Origin of the sequence: Natrinema longum, assembly GCF_017352095.1 — an archaeon.
GTDB classification, from domain to species: domain Archaea; phylum Halobacteriota; class Halobacteria; order Halobacteriales; family Natrialbaceae; genus Natrinema; species Natrinema longum.
In genome coordinates, this window is record NZ_CP071463.1 from 301082 (window position 1) to 319417 (window position 18336).

The window sequence follows — 18336 nt, forward strand, 5'->3', positions numbered from 1 at the left end:
GTCGGGTTCGGTGGTCGGTCACGGGCGATCAGCGCTCGAGCAGTGCGTGGAGGTCCGCGGGGAGGTCGTCGCCGTCCTGGGTCAGGATCGAGACGCCGACGAACAGGACGATCGCGACGAGGAGCGCGACGGTTCCGACCGGGAACACGTCGGGGTAGGGGTAAACCCCCATGACCAGCGTCACCAGCCAGTCGACGTTGGCGGCCCCCGCAGCCTCCGGGATCGCGCTGAAGACGATGTTCACGACCAGGCCGCCCAGGAGGGCGGCGATCGCCCCCCACTTCGTCGCACCCTTCCAGTTCATCCCGAAGACGACGACCGGGACGAAGGCGGCGGCGAAGAAGCCCCAGCCGATCGTCCCGAGGATGCCCACCAGCGCGTCGGAGAAGTAGACGACGCCCGTCGCGAGCACGGTGAGGCCGGCCAGCGCCGCCTGCGTGACGCGCAGTTCCGTCCGGTCGTCGTCGATCGGCTGGCCCATCGCTCTCGGGATGTCCCTCGAGATGGCCGCCGCGCCGATGTTGAGGAACGAATCGCTCGTCGACATGATCGCAGCCAGCAGCGCCGCGAGGATGAGCCCGGCGACGATGCTCGGCGTGTACTCGAGGACGAAGACGGGGCCGACCTCGCTCGCGCTGAACGTCTCCTGAATCTCGCCGGCCTCGACCATCGAACGCATCGAGAGCCCCGCCGAGAAGGCGATCAGGCTCGAGACGGCATAGGAGAGGGCGGCGATCGGCGCGCCCCACTTCAGGATCTCGAGGTTGCGGCTCATGTAGAACTTCGTAATGAGGTGGGGCTGTCCGGCGGCACCGACCGAGAACAGGATCCACCACGCGACGCCGACGAGGACCGCCGTGGTCGCCCCGCCCATCGCGCCGAACGGCGAGACCAGCGCCGGATCGGCGGTCGCGAGGTTGCGAGAGATGGCCCCCATTCCGCCGCCGAAGGACATGGCGTACGCGAAGACGAACACCGCGCCGGTGATCATCGTCAGCGCCTGCAGGAAGTCGGTCCAGACGCCGGCGATCATCCCGCCGAGCATGCTGTAGAGCAACAGGATGAGCGCGCCACCCAGCAGGCCCCAGATGACGGGCACGCCGAAGATCGCGCGCATGACGAACTGCAACGCGGCGAGGTTCGTCGCCAGATAGGCGATCACGCCGACGACGACTGCGAGACCGGTGAGTCCACGCACCCAGTCGCTTTCGTAGCGGACGTACATCCCGTCGGCCAGGGTCAACACGTTCCGGATGTCCGCGAGCAGGCGCAGCCGTTTCGCGAGGACGACCCAGGTGAGCAGGAAGCCAAGCGGTGCGGTAAAGAAGATCCACAGCGGCGTCGTGCCGAACGCGTAGACGAGTTCGGGACCACCGACGAAGCCAAAGCCCGACTGGATGACCGAGAAGGCGGTCATCGCGAGCACCCAGGTCCCGATGCTCTTGCCGGTGATGAGGAAGTCGCCGGTCGTCTGTGTCCGCATGTATCCCCAGATACCGATCAGGACGACGATCAGCAGGTACACCGTTCCGAACCCGAGGATGATCGGATCGTCCGCGACCGGGATCCCGCCGGTCTGTAGCGGGACGGGCGGGAGCGTGGTTGGTTCAGTCATCGTCATCCCCCGCGTCGGCCGTTCCGTCGCGGCCGTCCCCCCGGGTAGCCCTGTCGATTCGCCGTGGAGTGAGCGGGAGGTCCGCCCGTTGCTGTCGGTCCCGTGCCTCGCTGATGATGTCGTCGACGATCGCCTCGCTACCGATCCGATCGAAAATCAACGAGTAGTAGATCGCCGCCAACGCGGGAGCCAGCCACAGGAACGCGAAGTAGACGAGCGTGGGCCTCGGAACGCCGAGCGCGTACGTATAACTCGTCACGCCGGGGTTCCACAGCAGCCAGATCCCGGCGAGCCCGAGGACGAACATCCCGGCGAGTCCGGCGACGAGGCCGGTGTATGGCTCGAGCAACGAGCCGCGATGCTCGATCGACGCCGACGCGACGACGGCCAGAATGAACGCCGCCGCGACGAACGAAAACGTTCGGTACAGTCCCATACTCGCGGTGACGAGTGCGCCCACTGCGAGAAGCCCGATCGCCGTCATCATCGTGTTTCGTGGCATCGCTACACCCCACCTGCCCTCGGAAGGGCCCCCGGTTCCTCCCCCTCGACCTCGCCTGTCCGTGGACGCGTGTGAGTCGAACTGGTGGCGACCGTCGCGCCTCCGCGAGCGCCCCGGCCGATGCGGTCAGTACTGGCCACGATCATGTATAAATTGTGGGATTGTGGATGATTATTTTACTAGCTACTGATATCACAGAGCGAAGCGAGCCCCCCACTTTTATTGCCGTTCGGGCGGCGTCGTCGACCGCCGTCGTCGACCACCGGCGGAGCGATCGGTAACAGTCGCTATCGGCCCTACCGCCCTCGGTAACCGCCACTGTGCACGCGCTCACCGGCTGCCAGCGAACGGGACGGTGGCCGCGTGGCTGCACGCGACCCGTTACTCGATGACGAGAAGACAGGGCGGCGACGATCGAGGACGCGGCGCGGTCCCGACGGTTAGACGTCCATCGGCGGCGTCGTAAACGCCCCTTCGTCGATTCCGGGATCGTACTCCTCGATCGCGGCTTTGACGATCGCGAACACGCCGGTCTTGCTCCACCGCGCCGTGTTGATCTGGAGGTCGTAAAACGCCTGGTCGTCGATATCGATCTCGTAGTAGGACTGGTATCGGCCGGCCTCGCTGACCTCGCGGACGCGCATCTCCGCCTCGGTTTCGACCCGATCGTCGATCCGCTCGAGTCGGACGTGTTCGGGTGCGTCGAGCCAGATGCGCAGATCCGCGCGGTCGCCCGCGAGCCACCCCGCGAGCCGGGACTCGAGGATGAACGGTTTGTTGGCCATCCCCCATTTCTCGGCGATCTGCTGGAGGCGCTCGTCGAGCGCGCGGTCGATCTCGTCGGACTCGTCGGCTTTCGCGGTGAGCTGATTGAGGTTCATATCGCGATCCGCGGCGAGTTCGCGGAAGATGTCCCCGCCCGAGACGTACGGACAGCCGATCGCGTCGGCGAGCCGTTCACAGAGCGTGGTCGCACCACAGCCCGGCGGTCCGGAGACGGTGATGAAAAGCGTCGTGTCGATCTCCGCGCTCGAACTGTCTTGGACAGCCATACGTTGATGCTCTCGGTCCCTCGTGAAAAGGTTCCGGCTACGGACCGCCGGGCGGGAACTCGTCGCACGCCGGCGACGAGCTACCCGAGCGTGAACGTGTTCTCACACTCGGTACAGGTCAGTCGGAACGCCCCCTCGTCGGTGAGCTCGAGCCCGTGGCCGAGCTCCTCCTCGCACTCCTGGCAGTAGACCAGCGACTCGAGTTCCTCCCAGTCGTGTTGCGATTTGGGCGCGCCGAAGGCGAAGCCGACGACCCGCTCGTCGGTATCGTTGTAGCCCGTCTGGAAGTCGCCGGGCTCGAACCGGATCACTTCACCCTCGTCGACGACGACCTCACCCTCCTCCGTGTCGAACGTCGCGGTCCCCTCCTGCACGTAGAAGACTTCCTCCTGGTCGTAGTGGGTGTGCATCCCCCCCGAGAAGGATTCGTCGGGCTCGAGTTCGAAGTAGTTCATCGCGAAGTCGGTGAAGCCGAGCGCGTCGGAGATCGGCCGTCTGACTGAGTGTACCTCCATCGGGTTGACTTCGATGTCGACGTCGTCGATCGCGACTTTTTCCATGGTTTTACATTCGGCGTTCTATTCAAAAATCCTCTGGACGGGGAGGAGTGGGTGATGCGGGGGGCGATGGGTGCAACGTCGACCCTCGGCGGCTGGCCGCGATGTCGATCGAAGAGTAACGCATACGGTCGTCCGACCCTGAGGGCACCACGTGAACCGCCGTACGCTACTTCGAACTGCCGGGGTAGCCGCGACCGTGGGGCTCTCCGGCTGTCTCGAGGCCCTACAAGAGCACTACCAGGGGAGTTTTCAGGGGCTCGTTCCCATCGAGATCCACAGCGAGGCCGACCGCCACTTCGATCTCACGCTCGAGGCCTACGAACCCGGCACGAACCGCCAGACCTACGACGAGAGTTACACGGTCACGGCGAACCAGTCGGCGTCACCGCCCCATCTCGAGGCGACCGAGCAGAACTTCCGCGTGGTCAAGTACGGACGGGAGGGCGACGAGGAGACCTTCCGAGAGACGACGATCACGCCGAGCACGAAGTTCGTGAACATTCGGATCACGAACGACGATCTGATACTGGACGTCGATCGGGGGACGGAGACGGAAGCGAACGACCCGAACGCGACGGCCTCCCCGACCACGGCCGAGTCCGGTTCGAACGGGACCGAACCGATCGACGGCAACGGCGAATCGTCCGACACCGACACTGCCGATTGAGCCCTGCTCTCGCGACGGTCCCGTGGCAGCGACCGCCGATAGACCGAGACGTCCGTTCGATCGACGATCCCGTCAGGGGTACGGATGGAAATCCCGCTCGAGCCGTGGCTCGAAGCCGAGATCCGCCGGGACGGTCCGTGCCCGCTCGCCGAAGAACGGCGTGTCGGTGAACAGCGGTTGGGCACCGGGAACGACGACCCGAACGGCCTCGAAGCCGATGTCGGCGACGTCGCGGGTCGTCAGCCGCGCCCCGTAGGGCGTCAGTCCGGCAGCGGCCACCCGCGAGCACAGCGTCTCGAGCCGATCGAGACCGGTCGGAACGGGATCGGGACCGACGTTGGCCGCCGGAACCGTCCGATCGGTGTCGACGAACGCCCGCCCAGCGGCCGGGCGGGACGCGTACTCGCCGATCGCACCCCCGGCCTCGTCGGCCGCTTCGGGCCCGAGGTTCCGCAGTTCCATCCAGTTTTGCAGCGCTTCTTCGAGCGCCGACGTCGCGGCCGCCTCGGCATCCAGGTCGGCCGCGGAGCCGACGGCGAATGCCGGCCACGGCTCCTCGCCGGGCGATATCGCGTCGCCGTCGGCGTCGCGGTGCACGGCGACGGCAACGACCGGGACGTCGATGTCCTGCGTGACGAGCAGCGGCGTCACGGATAGCCCTTCGCTTCGAGCGCGTCGCTCGAGGCGTTCGAACGCCGGCGTCGCGACCGACAGCCCCAGCGGGTCGAACGTCGAGTACCACGCGAGCATCGTCGCGTCGCGCTCGATCACCTCCGTCAGCCCGGAAATCAGCGCGTCGACCGTCGAGGAGCCAAGTCCCAGTCCGGTCGTGATCGCCGGAACGAGCGAGTCGCCGGGCTGGGGAAACTGGACCGCCGCGGCGGGGAGGTGCGTCGGGTCGCCGGTCGCGAGGTTCTCGCCTGGCACCCAGCGGTGGTCGGCGCTCGACTCGTAGGCCGGCGCGTCGTCCGGGCGGACGAGGGCCGTCGGGGCCACGGCGCTCTCGAGGTCGTCCTCGCTCGCGTGGACGAAGTCGGCCTCGCGGTAGACGCCGGCACAGTAGCGCTCGAGTCCCTCGCCGACGGCTTTCATCAGCGCGGCGTTCCAGTCGTCGGCCACGCCAGCCGCCTGTCGCGGCGCGCTCGCGTCGCTGTAGGCGGTCGTCTCCGCGACCGTCGCCAGGTAGTAGGGGGCGGGGAACGACTCGATCTCGCCGATGCTCGCGATCGCACCGACTCGGTCGTCGATCGCCCCCTCGGCGTGTTCGACGGCGGCGTCGAGTTCGAGGGCGTCCGCGTCCCGATCGAGGGATCGGTCACGGTCCGTCTCCGCACACGCACAGCCGGGAACGGGCAGGAGCCGCCGCCGGGCGTGTGGCACTTCGCGAACCTGTCCGATGATCGACCCTTCAGCCCCCGAGAGGACGCGAACGCACTCCCGGCCGGCGACCGCACCGGCGAGTCGCGCTGCACTGCGGTCGGCCTGTGGGCCGTCGGCTCGCTCCTCGAGGTTCGACGCGACGCGAGCGCGGAGACAGTCGAAACAGCCGGTCGCGGGTGCGAATCCGGAGATGGCGGCGTCGACGGCTTCGATGGGGTGGCCGCCGACCCCGCCGATCTCGACGGCGATCCAGGGCGTTCCGCCGGACCGGGCGGCCTCGGTTGCCCGTTCGAACGTCGCCGACCCCGCGACGTCGCTGACGACTGCGAAGCGGGCGTCGTCGAGTTCCGCTGGAGCGGCGTCGCGGACACCGATATCGACATCGTCGAGCGCGGTGACGACCGCCTCGCGAACGGGATCGTCACCCACGACGTGGACGTGCATACCTCTAGCTGCTGGCGCGGGCGGCAAAAGCGCCCCGCTCGAGCCGCGACGGTGTGGCCCCGAGAGCGAGGCAGTGCCCCCCATACGGTTTGCTGTCCCGATCTCCCGGTGGGACCGCAGGGCGGTCCCGGTCCCACCGGTACTGACGGACGGGAGACCGTCTCAGTCCTCGACGGGCGTCGCCGAATCGAGGTAGACGAGTTCGTCCCTCGCCTCGAGCAGGCGCACGCCCCAGGTGACGGTGATCGGGACGAGCGCGGTCGTGAAGACGGCGATGAAGACGAGGATCGAGAACATCGATTGGTCGATGACCCCGGCCTCGAGGGCGACCCTGGCGATGATGATTTCGACCGTCCCGCGGCCGTTCATGCCGAAGCCGACGACCAGTCCCTCGCGAGAGGAAAGCGACGTCGGCAGCGAGAACAGCCAGGAGCCGATGATCTTGCCGAGGAAGGCGATCACGACCAGCGTGGCGAGCACGCCGAGCGAGTCGGAGAACACGTCGAACGTGATCTGGAAGCCGACGGTGACGAAGAAGACCGGCGCGAACAGCCCCATCGCGAGGTCGTACATCACCGTGTGCATGTGCTCGTAGAGCCCCGGCTCGACGTCGGCCTGCCGGAGGAACATCCCCGCCATGAAGCCGCCGATGATCATGTGCAGGTCCGCCAGCGTCGCGAGTTGCGCGAACAGGAGGGAGACGAGCAGGGCGAACGTAAACGCCGTCGTTCGATCGACGAAGCCGTATCGCTCCCGCTGGCGTTCGATGTATCGCCACGCGATCGGCAGGAAGCGATACCCGATGACGAGCGTCACCGCGAAGAACCCGATCGCCTGCAGGAGGATCCGCCCGATCTCGGTCGGATCGAGCGTGCCCGCGGTCACGTAGCTGTCGACGCCGGCGAACGCGATGAGCACCCCCACGTCGGAGGCGAGCGCGCCGCCGAGTAACACGTTCGCGATCCGCGTATCCAGAAGCTCGAGGTCGGCGAGGATTCGCGATTTCGTCGCCAGCGAGGTCGCGGCCATGGCGAGCCCGAGAAAGAGCGCCGCGCCGACGGAGACGCCGAGCCAGACGCCGGCCGCGTAGCCCAGTCCAAAGGGGATGACGAAGGCACCGAAGGCGATCAGCAGCGATTGGGGGCCGAGTTCGAACAGTTCGCGGAGATCGACCTCCATGCCGACGTAGACCATCAGGAGGAAGATCCCGAGTTCGGCGAGGACCGAGAGCAGCTCCGACGGTCGCAAGAGTCCGAGCAACGCCGGTCCGAAGGCGATCCCGGCGAACAGCTCGCCCATCATCGTCGGGTAGCCGAGGCGCTCGGCGAACGCGCCGAACACCCACGCGACCGACAGGACGAGCAGGAGACTGAGGATGTCGATCGAGACGGCCTCGACCATCGCGGTTACCCTCCCTCGTCCGGGATCGAATGGTTGGATCGTCGTTTCGGTTCGTCGTCTCGAGAGCAGTGACTCCAGTTCGGGTGGGGCATCGTAGTCGGGTCAGGTCGAATCGACGGTTCAAGAGTACTTCACTGGTGTGGGTACCGACACACTCGTCGGCGTCAGTCGTCGGTGCTGGCCTCTCCCACCTCGAGGTTGTCGCCCGGTCCGGGGGCCATCGGTTCGTCGGTGACGTCGGCGTCCCGCCACGTTCCGCGGCGGTACCAGCCGTAGGCCAGCGCCGCACCGACGACGTTCGAGACCGCGAAGGCGACCCAGATCCCCCGGTAGTCGTAGGCCGTCGCGAGGCCGTAGGCGATCGGGAGCCGCACGAGCGCGTAGATCACGATGACGATCGCGGCCGCGGTCAGTGTCTTGCCGGTCCCCCGGAAGCTTCCGTTGTAGGCCCGCATCACGCCGATGAAGCCGAAGGAGGGAGCGACGTATCGAATGAACGTCGTCCCGATCTCGATGACTTCGGGATTGTCGGTGAACGCGGCGGTGATCGGCTCCGCGGCGAGCCACGCCACGACGCCCAGCGCCCCGAGGACGACGAGCATCGTCCGGGCGGCGAAGTCCGCCGCGGCTTTCGCCCGGTCGGGTTTGCCCGCGCCGACGTTCTGACCGGTCATCGTCTCGACGCCGCGGGCGACCGCGATCGCCGGCAGGAAGATGACCGAGAAGACGCGGGTCCCGATCCCGTAGGCCGCCACGACCGTGTCCGGGAAGAACGCGACGATCACCAACAACAGGTTGATCGACAGCGCCCGGCCCATCCCCTCGATCGAGGCGGGGAAGCCGATGCTCACGAGCTTCTTCGCGAACGAGAGGTCGGGCCGCATCTGGGCCAGTCGGATCCGGACGCCCCGGACGCCGCTGAACATGATGGCCAGCCCGACCACGAGCGCGAGCGAGCGCGAGAAGACCGTCGCGATCGCCGCGCCCTCGATCCCGAGTTCGGGGAACGGCCCCCAGCCGAAGATCATGAACGGGTCGAGGATCACGTTGAGCAGGACCGAGCCGAACATCACGAGCATCGGCGTGATCGTGTCGCCGTAGCCCCGCATCAAGGCGATGAAGACGAAGAAGCCGAACATGAAGGGCATGCCAAGCGAGATGACCTGCATGTAGTCGGTCGCCAGCGGCAACACGGCCTCGGAGGCACCGAGCAGGCCGAGCAGTTCCTCGACGAAGACGTAGCCGACGACGCCGAGTAGCAGCGCCGCGAGCAACGACAGCGCGACGGTCTGGGAGGCGGCGTACTCGGCGTCGGACTCCTCGTCGGCACCGATATACTGGGCGACGAGGACGCTCCCGGCCACCGAGAGCCCCATCCCGACCGAAATGAGCAGAAAGACCATCGGGAACGCGAAGCTGATCGCCGCCAGCGCCTCGGTGCTGTACTGGCCCAGCCAGAACGTGTCGATGAGGTTGTACGCCGTCTGCAACAGGTTCGTTACGATGATCGGCAGCGACAGGTAGAACAACGGTTTCGCGATCCCGCCCGACGTGAGGTCGAACTCCTCGCGGCCCTTGAACAGTCCGGAGAGTGGGTCCAGGATTTGCCGTTCGATCCAGCCGACGAGGCGATCGAGCAGGCTCATTCGCCTGCCTCCGTCGCATCGTCGCTATCACCTGATCCCACGTCTCCACCGTTCGAGCCGTCTGCCCGCAGGGTGTCGTCGATGTACGCGTGGACGTAGCGCTTCGTACACTCGGGCGATCGATCGACCGCGGCCGCCCGCGTCTCCGCGCCGTTGAAGATGGTGACGAGGAAGTCGGCCGTCTCTTCGGGGTCGACGTCCGCGCGGAACTCCCCCGTCTCGAGTCCGTCCGCGACGAACCCCGCGATGCGGTCCCGAAGAGTGTGATCGAACTCTCGCAACCGCGCTCGATAGGCCTCGTTGTACGGCGACTGGGCCTTGATCTCGAGAATCGCCGTCCGGAACTCCTCGGCCGACTCCTCGTCGGACGGCGTCAGCAGTTCGTCGATGTACTCGTGGAGCCGCTGGGCCGCCGTCTCGCCGGGGACGGTTTCCGTTCGCGCTTCGAACTGATCGAGAAGATACTCCAGAAACGACTCGAGGAGGTCCTGTTTGCCCTCGAAGTGGTAGTGAAGCGTGCCCTTGGTCTTGGTCGATTCCGCGGCGATATCCTGCATCGTCAGCTCCGCATACCCGTGCTTACAGAGTGCTCGATACGTTGCCTCCATCAGATCGTCGGTCGTCTCGTCGGTCATTCAACTGGTATCTACACGTACTTACTGACTGGTCAGTCAAAAGCCCTTCGCCACCGGACGATCGTGTTCGGTCGACGAACGACCCACGTGGTACTCGAGGGCGATAGACCGCGTCGACAGCTCCCGTCGGACAACACACCCGCCGACGGCACCCATTGAAACGGGTCACACACCGATCGCACTGCCGTCCTGGGTCGGGTGTACAGTGACGGTCAGTGGCTCCGATCGCTGAGAGACCACTGCGGGGAGCGCCTACCCCTGCTCGCGCAGTCGCTCGAGGACTTCTTTGGCGTTTTCCACGGCCCGTTCCTTCTTCGCGGGGTAGGCCTCGACCTTCCCGCGGAAGGTGATGCCGTCGCCGAGGCGGACCTCGTCCTGAAAGGCGGCTTGCTTGTCGAGGCGCAGGAAGAGTTCGGTGTTTTCGGTGACCCGCTCGTCGAGTTCGTCGATCAGATTGTCGAAGGACTCGAGGTCGGCCAACCGCGAGAGGACGTAGCGGACGTCGTCGGCGTTCTCGACGCGAGCCGAGAGCACGAGGATGCGGTCGCCGTAGTGGCCCTCGCTCTCGGCGCGCTCGATCTCGAAGGGGTCGTCGTCGCCGTCGGGGAGGAAGGTTCGCAGCGCCTCCTCGACGCGTTTTTCGTCCTCGGTGGCGTAGCAGAACGTCCGTAAATCGACGTAGTGAAGCGGGATCTGTGGCATCTGCGGTTCGAAAGTGGCTGGGTGTGGCGCGGTAGTGACGGGTGCGTGGCGCGAGAGACGACCCGCGAGTGGTGGTTACTCCTCGTCTGCGTCGACGTCGGCGTCGTCGGCTGCCTCGAGGGCGTCCTCGGGGACGCCGGCCTCCTGGCCGTCCTCGAAGCTGATGGTGTAGGTGACGTCGCCGAACATCGACTCCATCGTCTGGGAGACGGTGCCGATTTGGCCGTCGAACTCGCTGTGCTCGTCGTGCAGGACGACTTTGTCGTCTTCCTCGAAGCTCATGGTCGATGATTCCCCGCCGCCGCGTAAAAAGGGACTGATTCGCGCCACGACGGGAGCGTGGGCCACTCCGACCCCCCTCGGCCGATATCGACCGGATCCGTCTCGCGGCCGTGTTCTCGACCGAGCGCTCGGCGCGTCGCCCTCGTTCGCATCTCGCGCCGTTGGCTCCGTCGAAATCCTAGTATTCGGATTCCCGTGGCACTACTGCTCACTCTTCGTTTCGGACCATCTTGTTCCATTGTGGTAACCACTCGACGTTTGCTAGGATGGCTGTCAACAGATATGCAGTGATTGGAAGAAGGAGGCCGAGTCTGACGAGATAGGTCGGGTCGATTTCTCCGGGATTCCCGGAGAACACACCCGTATATTGAACGACGGCGAACGTCGCGAGGACCGTTGCTACGAATTCGAGATGCTCTCTGAGGGAGGGCGAGGGCACCTTCATACAAACACCGAGAGGCTGTCAGAATATAAATTGACGCTCATCCGTAGGAGATTGTTGATACTGCTGAGCGGTCGCTGTGAAGTCAAAGAGGACAAGGGCACCGCGTCAGCGGTGCCCGACACGAATGATTCCACTCGATGTGTTTGGGTCGGAATCGGTCGCAGCGGACCTGTTGCAGCAGGTTCGCTGGCGTGACGGTGTTACCTGTCCCCGCTGCCGTTCTGACCGTACGGTCAGAAACGGCAGCTACAGAGAGTTCCAACGGTATCTCTGTAAGGATTGCGACCGCACGTTCAACGACAAGACGGGCACGATTTTCGCTCACTCGAAGGTTGCACTCCGCCGGTGGCTGTTCTCGATCTACGCGTTTCTCCGGTTTAACACGAGTCTCCGACAACTCCAGTGCGAAATCGAGGTCACACATAAAACGATGCACCGGCGCATCGAGCGCTTCGCCAGAGCGCTCGATGCGCCCTCTCTCGATCTTGTCGGCCCGGTCGAAATCGATGAAGTGTACGTTTCTGCCGGGAAGAAAGGCCGCGAGCGCGACCAGGAGTCGCGCTCGCGTGGCCTGTCCACGCGTGGGCGAGGTTCATATGACGGCGACAAGCCACCCGTGTTCATTCTCGCTGATCGCGGCACAGGACAGCGGTACGTAATCCCAGCGAAAGCCGCCAACGAGTCGACGATTCGACTCCTCTTGGCAGACCGCCAAGAGGAGTCGTTGACTGTCTATACTGACGGCTTTCGAGCGTACGAGCCACTCGAAGCGGACGACGCATTCACCCGTGAATACGTCGTCCACGGTGACGGTGAATACGCCGACGAAGAGGTCCACGTCAATACCTGCGAGAGCCACGCGTCGCTGACGCGACGGTGGCTCTCGCCGCATCGAGGTATCTCGAAAGATAAGCTGACACAGTATCTCAGAGCGTTCCAGCTTCGCCGAGAACTATATCGAAAACCGGGACGAGACGCACTCAAACACGCTATTCGAGCAACACTCTGAAATCAACAATGAACTACGCAAGAGCGTAAATTGAAGCTATAGTCGCAACTGAAAGTCATTGCACACCTGATCGCACGACAGCGTTTCGATCAGTGTGGAACTCGTTTCAGTTGCTACTATTGTCGATGACGTTCAGTACTCGACCTGTCCGTACCGTCGAGGACGCCAGACGTATAACGGAGGCTTTCAGCGGAGCTTCGACGTTCGGACGGGCGACACCACGCGCCACCGCAGGGCGAGCGATTCGTCTGCGGTGTTTCTGGTAGTGGCCGCGTGGCGACGCGGAACGCGAAGCGGTTCGCTGTCTCCCGGCGTTATCGCATTCCATCGAGCGCGACGACGGTATCCGACATGAGCCACGCGTCCTCGCTGGACGCGTCCTCGATACTGAGCGCGAAAAACGATTCGCGGCCGTCGTCGACGGTGATGTGGTAGCCGCGACTCTGCAACGACCCGGCCGGTTCGGACGGATTCGATCGAGCTGAGTCCACGCACGTGTTCGGGAACCGGTGCTGATAACTGGCTCGGTCCGGCCCCCTCGGCTGCGCGCCTCGAGTCACGCCGGGCCGCTGGGTCGACGACGCTCGCGAGTCGATCAGTTCGAATCGACTCGAGTCGGGTCCGCGTTCAGGCCTGCAGTTCGATATCGAGTTCCTCGAGGAGCTGATCGGCCGCCGCGCTCGAGGAGCCGGGACCGCGGGCGGTAATCAGGTCGCCGTCGACGGTGACGCTGGTCGCGGAATCGAGTTCGGCATCCCAGTTCCCGCCGGCGGCTTTCACTTCGTCTTCGGTCCAGTAGGGCAGTTTCCGACCGTCGGGCATCCGGTCGGCCTCGTCAACGATGCCCTCTTCCCACTCGTTGGGGAAGCCGGTCACGTCACGACCGTTGACGATGAACGCGCCGTGGCTGTCGCGGGCGAACCCGAGCATGCCGACGGCGTGGCAGACGACGAGCGCCTTGCCGTCGCCCTCGACGATATCACGGAGCAACTCCCGGGCGTGTTTGTCCTGATTGATGTCCCACGCGGTCCCGTGACCGCCGGGGAAGACGACGGCGTCGTACCCCTCGGCGTCGGCCTGTGCAACCGGGATCGGATCGTTCAGCCGCTCGTCGTTCTCGTGGACCTCACGGACGTGTTCGACGGTCTCTTCGTCGACCTGTTCGGGGTCGAGCGATCGCTCGTCGATGACCGGTGGGCTCCCCGACGGCGTCGCGACCGTAATCTCGACGCCGGCTGCGGTGAGCGTATCGAGTGGCTCGACGCATTCTTCTCCCCAGTACCCTTCTTCGCTGACTACGAATAGTGCGTCCGTCACGCTCAGTAGTACGGGCGGGAGCGTAAAAACGACCAGCCCTTCATCCAGTTCTGCCGGGAAATTTACCCGCAAACGGATTAGTGTATCGGACCGGCAGTCCCCCGGGGGGTTGCCTTTTTCGCCGTCGGCAACGTAGCTCCGGTCGGTGATAGCATGTCAGATCGACCTCGTCCCTTCGACGGAATCGACGACCTGCTCGAGCGATTGAATCGCCAGATCGAAACGGCAGCCCGATCGTGGGAAACCCAGGTCGACAACCGGAGCCAACTCGACCTCTCGATGGGCGGTTCGGAGACGAGTCTGGACCTCGCCGACGAGGAAGACGAGTTCGTCGTCACCGTCGACGTGCCGGGATACGAGAGCGACGACCTCGAGTTACGGCTTACCGGCGACACGCTGGCCATCTCGGGCGAGCGTGAGCACCGCCAGGAGAACGGTGACGAGAACTACATCCGGCGCGAGCGAAAGACACAATCGTTCAGTCGGCAGCTTCGACTGCCCGCTCCGATCGACGTCGATGGCGTAATGGCAAGCGTCAACAACGGGATTCTGACGATCCACCTCCCGAAACGGGAGGCAAGCGAGGAGGCACGCTCGATCGACATCGAGTAGCGGCTCGCGACGCCGACCGGTCGCTCGAGGGTGCCCGCGTACGGCCTGCCGTTAGTGGGTCCCGACGCACCTGCGACCCGCTGTGTGGGCGTGCCGGCACCGACCGACAGGAGCCCGTCTCAGTCGTCGAGGTTCAACGCGTCGAAGAACCGACGGGTGAGTCGCCCACCGACGAACGCGAGCAGTTCGTCGGCGTCGTCGTTGTTGTCGGCGAAGAGTCCGAGTTCGATCCGGCCGCCGGCCATGTCGTGGTGGCCGCCGACCGCACCCAGTTCGTCGAAGCCCGCTTCCAGCGTCTCGCCGATGTTGACCCGTGGATCGATCGAGCGCCCACTGAGCCGGATCACGTCGTCGACGATGCCGTAGACCAACACCGTGTCGACGCCCTCGAGGTTGAGGAGGTAGTCCGCAGCCTGGGGGAGCGCATCCGTCTCACCGGTCTTCCCGACGCTCGCGACGAGCGACGAGCCCCGGCGTTCCCGGCTGGCGATGGCCCGTCCGATCGCGTCCAGCGTCCCCGGCGAAAAGGCGCTGCCGTACAGTTGCTCCAAGATCTCCAGTTCCACGTCGGGGTAGACGGCGAGTGCGGCCTCGTACTCCCGTCGCGTGGGCTCGCGAACGAAGTCCAGACGCTCCCGGTGGAGCGCAAAGAGCAGTGCGGAGGCCAGCCGCGTCGTGAGGTCGACCTCGAGTTCCTGGAGGTACTCGATGAAGATGGTCGCGGTCGCGCCGTACTCCTCACGAACGTCCGCGAAGGCGGCGTCCACCGATTCGCCGGGGTGGTGATCGACGACGATGTCGGGCGTGACGCTCGCCGACACTTCGGTGTTCGCGCCCGGTCTGGAGTGGTCGACGAAACTCACGCTATCGTACGCTCCGATCGTGGTCTCCGAGAGGGTCTGCAAACTGATCTCGAGCAAGTTGACGAACGCGCGGTTTTGCTGATGAGAGATCTCGCCGCCGTAGGCGATCGTCACGTCCTCGACGTCGTGGTCGAGCGCGATCGCCTCGAGGGCGAGTGCGCTGGCGAGACAGTCCGGGTCGGGATTGTCGTGGCAGACGATCGCCAGCGAGTCGGTCCGCTCGAGGACGGACACGAGTTCGTCCGCGCGTGACATACCGGAGATACGCGGACGAGCCGCTTGAATCCCGCGTCGCGTTTCAGTATTCCTGAATTCCATCGAAGCGGGGCGACCGATCACGTCCGCGGTCGCCGTGGGAGTCGAAATCGGCCGGTTCCCAGCGACTGCGAGCGGCCGGGGCGACGCTGATCGAAGCCCCGTTCGAGTCGCCCTCCGGACGTGATTCGACGGAGCAGTCGCGGAATCACACCGCCACCGGTATCCCTCCCCGAGCCGGCCAGCGAGTGGCCATCGAGCCGGGCCCGTCGGGACCCGTTCTGCACGAACGATCGTGACCAAGTGTACACTTATTTCACAGCGGCCATCAGAAGGGCGAGTATGCGAGACGCCTACCTCGTCGGCGCGGGACAGTCGGATTACGGGGCATTCCCGTCGGAAAGCTACCGGTCGCTGTTCCGCACGGCGTTCGACGCAGCGACGGCGAGCGTTCCGAAGGGACTCGAGGCCGCGGACGTCGACGAAGCGTTCGTCGGCAACCTCGGCGTCGGCGGCCGCCAACTCGGTCTTTCCGGCCCCGCAGTGACCGAACACGTCGGCCTCGACGGCGTGCCGACGACGCGGGTCGAAAACGCCTGTGCGGCCAGCGGATACGCCGTCAGACAGGCCGTCCAGGCGGTCAAGTCGGGGATGGCCGACGTCGTCCTCGCGGGCGGCTTCGAGATCATGTCCGACACGAGTTCGGACGCGACGAAGTACTGGCTCGGCGTCTCCGGGGAGACCGAGTGGGAGCGACTCTCCGGGACGACGTTCTCCGGGGTCTACGCCCAGATGGCCAGCGTCCACATGGAACGGTACGGCACCACGCGCGAACAGCTCTCGCGGGTCGCCGTCAAGAACCACGCGAACGGCGCGAAGAACCCCCACGCGCAACTGGGCTTCGAGTGCTCGCTCGAGGACGCCCAGTCCGCGCCGGTCGTCGCCGATCCCCTCAACCTCTATCACTGCTGTCCGACCTCGGATGGCGCGGCCTGTGCCCTGATCGTCAGCGAGGACGTCGTCGACGACTACACGGACGACCCCATCCGCGTCGCCGGCGTCGGTGCCGGCAGCGACACCGTCGGCCTCTTCCAGCGCGACACCTACACCGGCATCCCGGCGAGCCAGCGCGCCGCCGAAACGGCCTACGAGATGGCCGACGTCGAGCCCGACGACCTGGACTTCGCGGAGGTCCACGACTGCTTCGCCATCGCGGAACTGCTGGCCTACGAGGACCTGGGCTTCTGTGAGACGGGCGAGGCCGGCCGACTGATCGAGTCCGGCGCGACCGAACTCGGCGGCGAACTCCCGGTCAACACCTCCGGCGGGCTCAAGTCCAAGGGCCACCCCATCGGCGCGACAGGCGCGGGGCAGGTCGTCGAAGCGTTCAAACAGCTCTCCGGCAAGGCCGGCGAGCGACAGGTCGAGAACCCGACCCGCGGGCTGACCCACAACGTCGGCGGCAGCGGTGGTGCCGCCGTCGTTCACGTGTTCGAGAAAGAGCAGGAGGTGACAGCATGAGCGCGATCACCGGCGTCGGTGCCTACGCGCCACGGTTCCGCATCAGTAGCGAGGCCTTCGAGGAGGCCTGGGGACAGTTCCACGCCGCTGGCGTCACCGAGAAGGCCGTCCCCTCGGCCGACGAGGACGCCCTGACGATGGGCTCCGAGGCTGCGGCGCGAGCCCTCGAGGCCGCGGCGACCGATCCCAGCGAAATCGACTGGCTGGCGTTTGCATCCTCGCGACCGCCGGAAGCCGAGGAGGACCCCACCGCCCGGCTGGGCGCGATGCTCGCCCTCTCCGAGTCGACGACCCGTCACGTCTTCACCGGCAGCACGCGAGCCGGAACGCGCGCGCTCTGGGCCGGCCTGGACGCGCTCGAGGCCGACGCGACCACTGCGCTCGTCGTCGCCGCCGACGCACCGAAGGGCGATCCCGACGACGGCGTGGACCACGCCGCCGGAGCCGGTGGGGCCGCGTTCGTCCTCGAACGCGAGGGTCCGGCCGAGATCGTCGATCGAGCCGAGTACGCCGCGCCGTATCCCGGAACCCGGTTCCGCAACACCGACGAGGACGAGACGCAGGGCCTTGGCGTCACCCAGTACGACCGGCAGGCCTTTACCGAGACGATCGGCGGGGCCGTCGCCGGTCTTGAGGTCGAGCCCGAGCCCGACGCGGCCGCGATTCAGGCCCCCGACGGGAAGCTCCCCTACCGCGCTGCGGGCGCGGCCGGCGTCGGCACCGACGAGATTCGGGCCGCCGCGACGGTCCACGAACTGGGCGATCTGGGCGCTGCGAGCGTTCCGCTGTCGCTCGCGAGCGCGCTCGAGGACGGCTACGACTCCGTCCTCGCGGTCTCCCACGGCAGCGGCGCGGGTGCCGATGCCATGGTCGTCGAAGCGGACGGGAACGTACCGGTGGAAACCGCACTCGAGGGCGCGGACCCGCTTTCCTACGCCGAGTACCTTCGCCAGCGCGGCGTCGTGACCACTGGGCCGCCCTCGGGCGGCGGCGCTTACGTCAGCGTTCCCTCCTGGCGGCGCTCGATTCCCCAGCGCTACCGGCTCGCGGCCGGTCGCTGTTCGGAGTGCGGTGCGCTCTCGTTCCCGCCGGAAGGGGCCTGTGACGACTGCGGGGCGCTCGCCGAGTACGACCCCGTCGAACTCGCGGGGGAGGGGACCATCGAAGCGGTCACGACCATCTCGCAGGGCGGCGCGCCGCCCGAGTTCGCCGAACAGCAGGCCAAATCGGGCGACTACGCGGCCGCGATCGTCGCGCTCGAAACGGACGGCGGCGACGAGACGGTCAGCGCCCCCGCGATGGGGACCGACGCGGACCCCGCCGATTTCTCGGTCGGCGACCGGATCGAAACGACGATCCGCCGGATCTACACGCAGGAAGGCGTCACCCGCTACGGGTTCAAGATTCGGCCCGCAGGCGAGTAGCGCA

Annotated in this window: 19 protein-coding genes; 5 read left to right on the forward strand and 14 right to left on the reverse strand. The window is 66.0% G+C overall.

Annotation, left to right across the window (positions count from 1 at the left end):
- Positions 1 to 28 precede the first annotated feature (28 nt).
- From J0X27_RS01450 to J0X27_RS01465, 4 genes are all read right to left on the reverse strand, one after another.
- Positions 29 to 1615: a sodium/proline symporter gene (locus tag J0X27_RS01450; RefSeq protein WP_207270719.1), complete on the reverse strand. Its 1587-nt coding sequence runs from the start codon at positions 1613 to 1615 to the stop codon at positions 29 to 31.
- Entirely contained in the window at positions 1608 to 2117 is a 510-nt protein-coding gene (locus J0X27_RS01455; protein ID WP_207270720.1) for a hypothetical protein, read from the reverse strand. The genes J0X27_RS01450 and J0X27_RS01455 overlap by 8 nt, the downstream gene beginning before the upstream one ends.
- A 440-nt stretch (positions 2118 to 2557) precedes the next feature.
- Positions 2558 to 3169 carry a (d)CMP kinase gene (gene cmk / locus J0X27_RS01460; RefSeq protein ID WP_207270721.1) on the reverse strand — a complete coding sequence of 204 codons (612 nt, stop codon included), beginning with the start codon at positions 3167 to 3169 and terminating at the stop codon, positions 2558 to 2560.
- 80 nt (positions 3170 to 3249) lie between these two features.
- Positions 3250 to 3729 (reverse strand): cupin domain-containing protein, encoded by a 480-nt coding sequence (locus J0X27_RS01465; protein ID WP_207270722.1) that lies wholly within the window; start codon positions 3727 to 3729, stop codon positions 3250 to 3252.
- A 151-nt stretch (positions 3730 to 3880) separates the two neighbouring features.
- Between J0X27_RS01465 and J0X27_RS01470 the strand changes: the two genes are divergently transcribed.
- On the forward strand, positions 3881 to 4396 hold the full coding sequence (locus tag J0X27_RS01470) for a hypothetical protein (protein WP_207270723.1): 516 nt from the start codon (positions 3881 to 3883) through the stop codon (positions 4394 to 4396).
- A gap of 72 nt (positions 4397 to 4468) precedes the next feature.
- Here the strand turns inward: J0X27_RS01470 and J0X27_RS01475 are convergent, their stop codons facing one another.
- From J0X27_RS01475 to J0X27_RS01505, 7 genes are all read right to left on the reverse strand, one after another.
- The gene (locus tag J0X27_RS01475; RefSeq protein ID WP_207270724.1) at positions 4469 to 6220 is read right to left on the reverse strand and encodes a YcaO-like family protein; all 1752 of its coding nucleotides are present in this window, start codon (positions 6218 to 6220) and stop codon (positions 4469 to 4471) included.
- 162 nt (positions 6221 to 6382) lie between these two features.
- A complete protein-coding gene (locus J0X27_RS01480) occupies positions 6383 to 7621 on the reverse strand; it encodes a cation:proton antiporter (RefSeq protein ID WP_207270725.1) in 1239 nt (412 codons plus the stop codon).
- Between the two features lie 164 nt (positions 7622 to 7785).
- The gene (locus J0X27_RS01485) at positions 7786 to 9267 is read right to left on the reverse strand and encodes an MATE family efflux transporter (RefSeq protein WP_207270726.1); all 1482 of its coding nucleotides are present in this window, start codon (positions 9265 to 9267) and stop codon (positions 7786 to 7788) included.
- Positions 9264 to 9902 carry a TetR/AcrR family transcriptional regulator gene (locus tag J0X27_RS01490; RefSeq protein ID WP_224214687.1) on the reverse strand — a complete coding sequence of 213 codons (639 nt, stop codon included), beginning with the start codon at positions 9900 to 9902 and terminating at the stop codon, positions 9264 to 9266. The genes J0X27_RS01485 and J0X27_RS01490 overlap by 4 nt, the downstream gene beginning before the upstream one ends.
- A gap of 252 nt (positions 9903 to 10154) precedes the next feature.
- The gene (locus tag J0X27_RS01495) at positions 10155 to 10604 is read right to left on the reverse strand and encodes an RNA-binding protein (RefSeq protein WP_207270727.1); all 450 of its coding nucleotides are present in this window, start codon (positions 10602 to 10604) and stop codon (positions 10155 to 10157) included.
- 75 nt (positions 10605 to 10679) lie between these two features.
- Positions 10680 to 10886: a DUF1918 domain-containing protein gene (locus J0X27_RS01500; RefSeq protein WP_207270728.1), complete on the reverse strand. Its 207-nt coding sequence runs from the start codon at positions 10884 to 10886 to the stop codon at positions 10680 to 10682.
- Positions 10887 to 11094: 208 nt separating this feature from the next.
- Positions 11095 to 11331, reverse strand: coding sequence for a hypothetical protein (locus J0X27_RS01505; protein WP_207270729.1), 237 nt, complete (start codon positions 11329 to 11331; stop codon positions 11095 to 11097).
- A gap of 124 nt (positions 11332 to 11455) precedes the next feature.
- Between J0X27_RS01505 and J0X27_RS01510 the strand changes: the two genes are divergently transcribed.
- Entirely contained in the window at positions 11456 to 12340 is an 885-nt protein-coding gene (locus J0X27_RS01510) for an IS1595 family transposase (RefSeq protein ID WP_207269143.1), read from the forward strand.
- A 314-nt stretch (positions 12341 to 12654) separates the two neighbouring features.
- Here J0X27_RS01510 and J0X27_RS01515 read toward each other — a convergent pair whose 3' ends face one another.
- The gene (locus J0X27_RS01515; RefSeq protein ID WP_207270730.1) at positions 12655 to 12831 is read right to left on the reverse strand and encodes a hypothetical protein; all 177 of its coding nucleotides are present in this window, start codon (positions 12829 to 12831) and stop codon (positions 12655 to 12657) included.
- 136 nt (positions 12832 to 12967) lie between these two features.
- A complete protein-coding gene (locus J0X27_RS01520; RefSeq protein ID WP_097379286.1) occupies positions 12968 to 13657 on the reverse strand; it encodes a type 1 glutamine amidotransferase domain-containing protein in 690 nt (229 codons plus the stop codon).
- A gap of 153 nt (positions 13658 to 13810) precedes the next feature.
- On the opposite strand from J0X27_RS01520, the gene J0X27_RS01525 reads away from it, so the two are divergent.
- Positions 13811 to 14269, forward strand: coding sequence for an Hsp20/alpha crystallin family protein (locus J0X27_RS01525; RefSeq protein ID WP_207270731.1), 459 nt, complete (start codon positions 13811 to 13813; stop codon positions 14267 to 14269).
- 119 nt (positions 14270 to 14388) lie between these two features.
- On the opposite strand, the gene J0X27_RS01530 is transcribed toward J0X27_RS01525, so the two are convergent.
- A complete protein-coding gene (locus J0X27_RS01530; protein WP_207270732.1) occupies positions 14389 to 15387 on the reverse strand; it encodes a DHH family phosphoesterase in 999 nt (332 codons plus the stop codon).
- Positions 15388 to 15729: 342 nt separating this feature from the next.
- On the opposite strand from J0X27_RS01530, the gene J0X27_RS01535 reads away from it, so the two are divergent.
- Both J0X27_RS01535 and J0X27_RS01540 read left to right on the forward strand, forming a co-directional pair.
- Positions 15730 to 16908 carry a thiolase domain-containing protein gene (locus J0X27_RS01535; protein WP_207270733.1) on the forward strand — a complete coding sequence of 393 codons (1179 nt, stop codon included), beginning with the start codon at positions 15730 to 15732 and terminating at the stop codon, positions 16906 to 16908.
- Positions 16905 to 18332: a zinc ribbon domain-containing protein gene (locus J0X27_RS01540; RefSeq protein ID WP_207270734.1), complete on the forward strand. Its 1428-nt coding sequence runs from the start codon at positions 16905 to 16907 to the stop codon at positions 18330 to 18332. Before J0X27_RS01535 ends, J0X27_RS01540 begins: the two co-directional genes overlap by 4 nt.
- The last annotated feature ends 4 nt before the right edge of the window (positions 18333 to 18336 follow it).

What these genes read in the sequence shown, in the direction of transcription:
- J0X27_RS01530 (WP_207270732.1), bottom strand. Translation starts at nt 15,387, where the DNA reads ATGTCACGCGCGGACGAACTCGTGTCCGTCCTCGAGCGGACCGACTCG.
- J0X27_RS01500 (WP_207270728.1), bottom strand. Translation starts at nt 10,886, where the DNA reads ATGAGCTTCGAGGAAGACGACAAAGTCGTCCTGCACGACGAGCACAGC.
- J0X27_RS01525 (WP_207270731.1), top strand. Translation starts at nt 13,811, where the DNA reads ATGTCAGATCGACCTCGTCCCTTCGACGGAATCGACGACCTGCTCGAG.
- J0X27_RS01495 (WP_207270727.1), bottom strand. Translation starts at nt 10,604, where the DNA reads ATGCCACAGATCCCGCTTCACTACGTCGATTTACGGACGTTCTGCTAC.
- J0X27_RS01455 (WP_207270720.1), bottom strand. Translation starts at nt 2,117, where the DNA reads ATGCCACGAAACACGATGATGACGGCGATCGGGCTTCTCGCAGTGGGC.
- J0X27_RS01465 (WP_207270722.1), bottom strand. Translation starts at nt 3,729, where the DNA reads ATGGAAAAAGTCGCGATCGACGACGTCGACATCGAAGTCAACCCGATG.
- J0X27_RS01480 (WP_207270725.1), bottom strand. Translation starts at nt 7,621, where the DNA reads ATGGTCGAGGCCGTCTCGATCGACATCCTCAGTCTCCTGCTCGTCCTG.
- J0X27_RS01490 (WP_224214687.1), bottom strand. Translation starts at nt 9,902, where the DNA reads ATGACCGACGAGACGACCGACGATCTGATGGAGGCAACGTATCGAGCA.
- J0X27_RS01510 (WP_207269143.1), top strand. Translation starts at nt 11,456, where the DNA reads ATGATTCCACTCGATGTGTTTGGGTCGGAATCGGTCGCAGCGGACCTG.
- J0X27_RS01485 (WP_207270726.1), bottom strand. Translation starts at nt 9,267, where the DNA reads ATGAGCCTGCTCGATCGCCTCGTCGGCTGGATCGAACGGCAAATCCTG.
- J0X27_RS01505 (WP_207270729.1), bottom strand. Translation starts at nt 11,331, where the DNA reads ATGAAGGTGCCCTCGCCCTCCCTCAGAGAGCATCTCGAATTCGTAGCA.
- J0X27_RS01540 (WP_207270734.1), top strand. Translation starts at nt 16,905, where the DNA reads ATGAGCGCGATCACCGGCGTCGGTGCCTACGCGCCACGGTTCCGCATC.
- cmk (WP_207270721.1), bottom strand. Translation starts at nt 3,169, where the DNA reads ATGGCTGTCCAAGACAGTTCGAGCGCGGAGATCGACACGACGCTTTTC.
- J0X27_RS01535 (WP_207270733.1), top strand. Translation starts at nt 15,730, where the DNA reads ATGCGAGACGCCTACCTCGTCGGCGCGGGACAGTCGGATTACGGGGCA.
- J0X27_RS01475 (WP_207270724.1), bottom strand. Translation starts at nt 6,220, where the DNA reads ATGCACGTCCACGTCGTGGGTGACGATCCCGTTCGCGAGGCGGTCGTC.
- J0X27_RS01450 (WP_207270719.1), bottom strand. Translation starts at nt 1,615, where the DNA reads ATGACTGAACCAACCACGCTCCCGCCCGTCCCGCTACAGACCGGCGGG.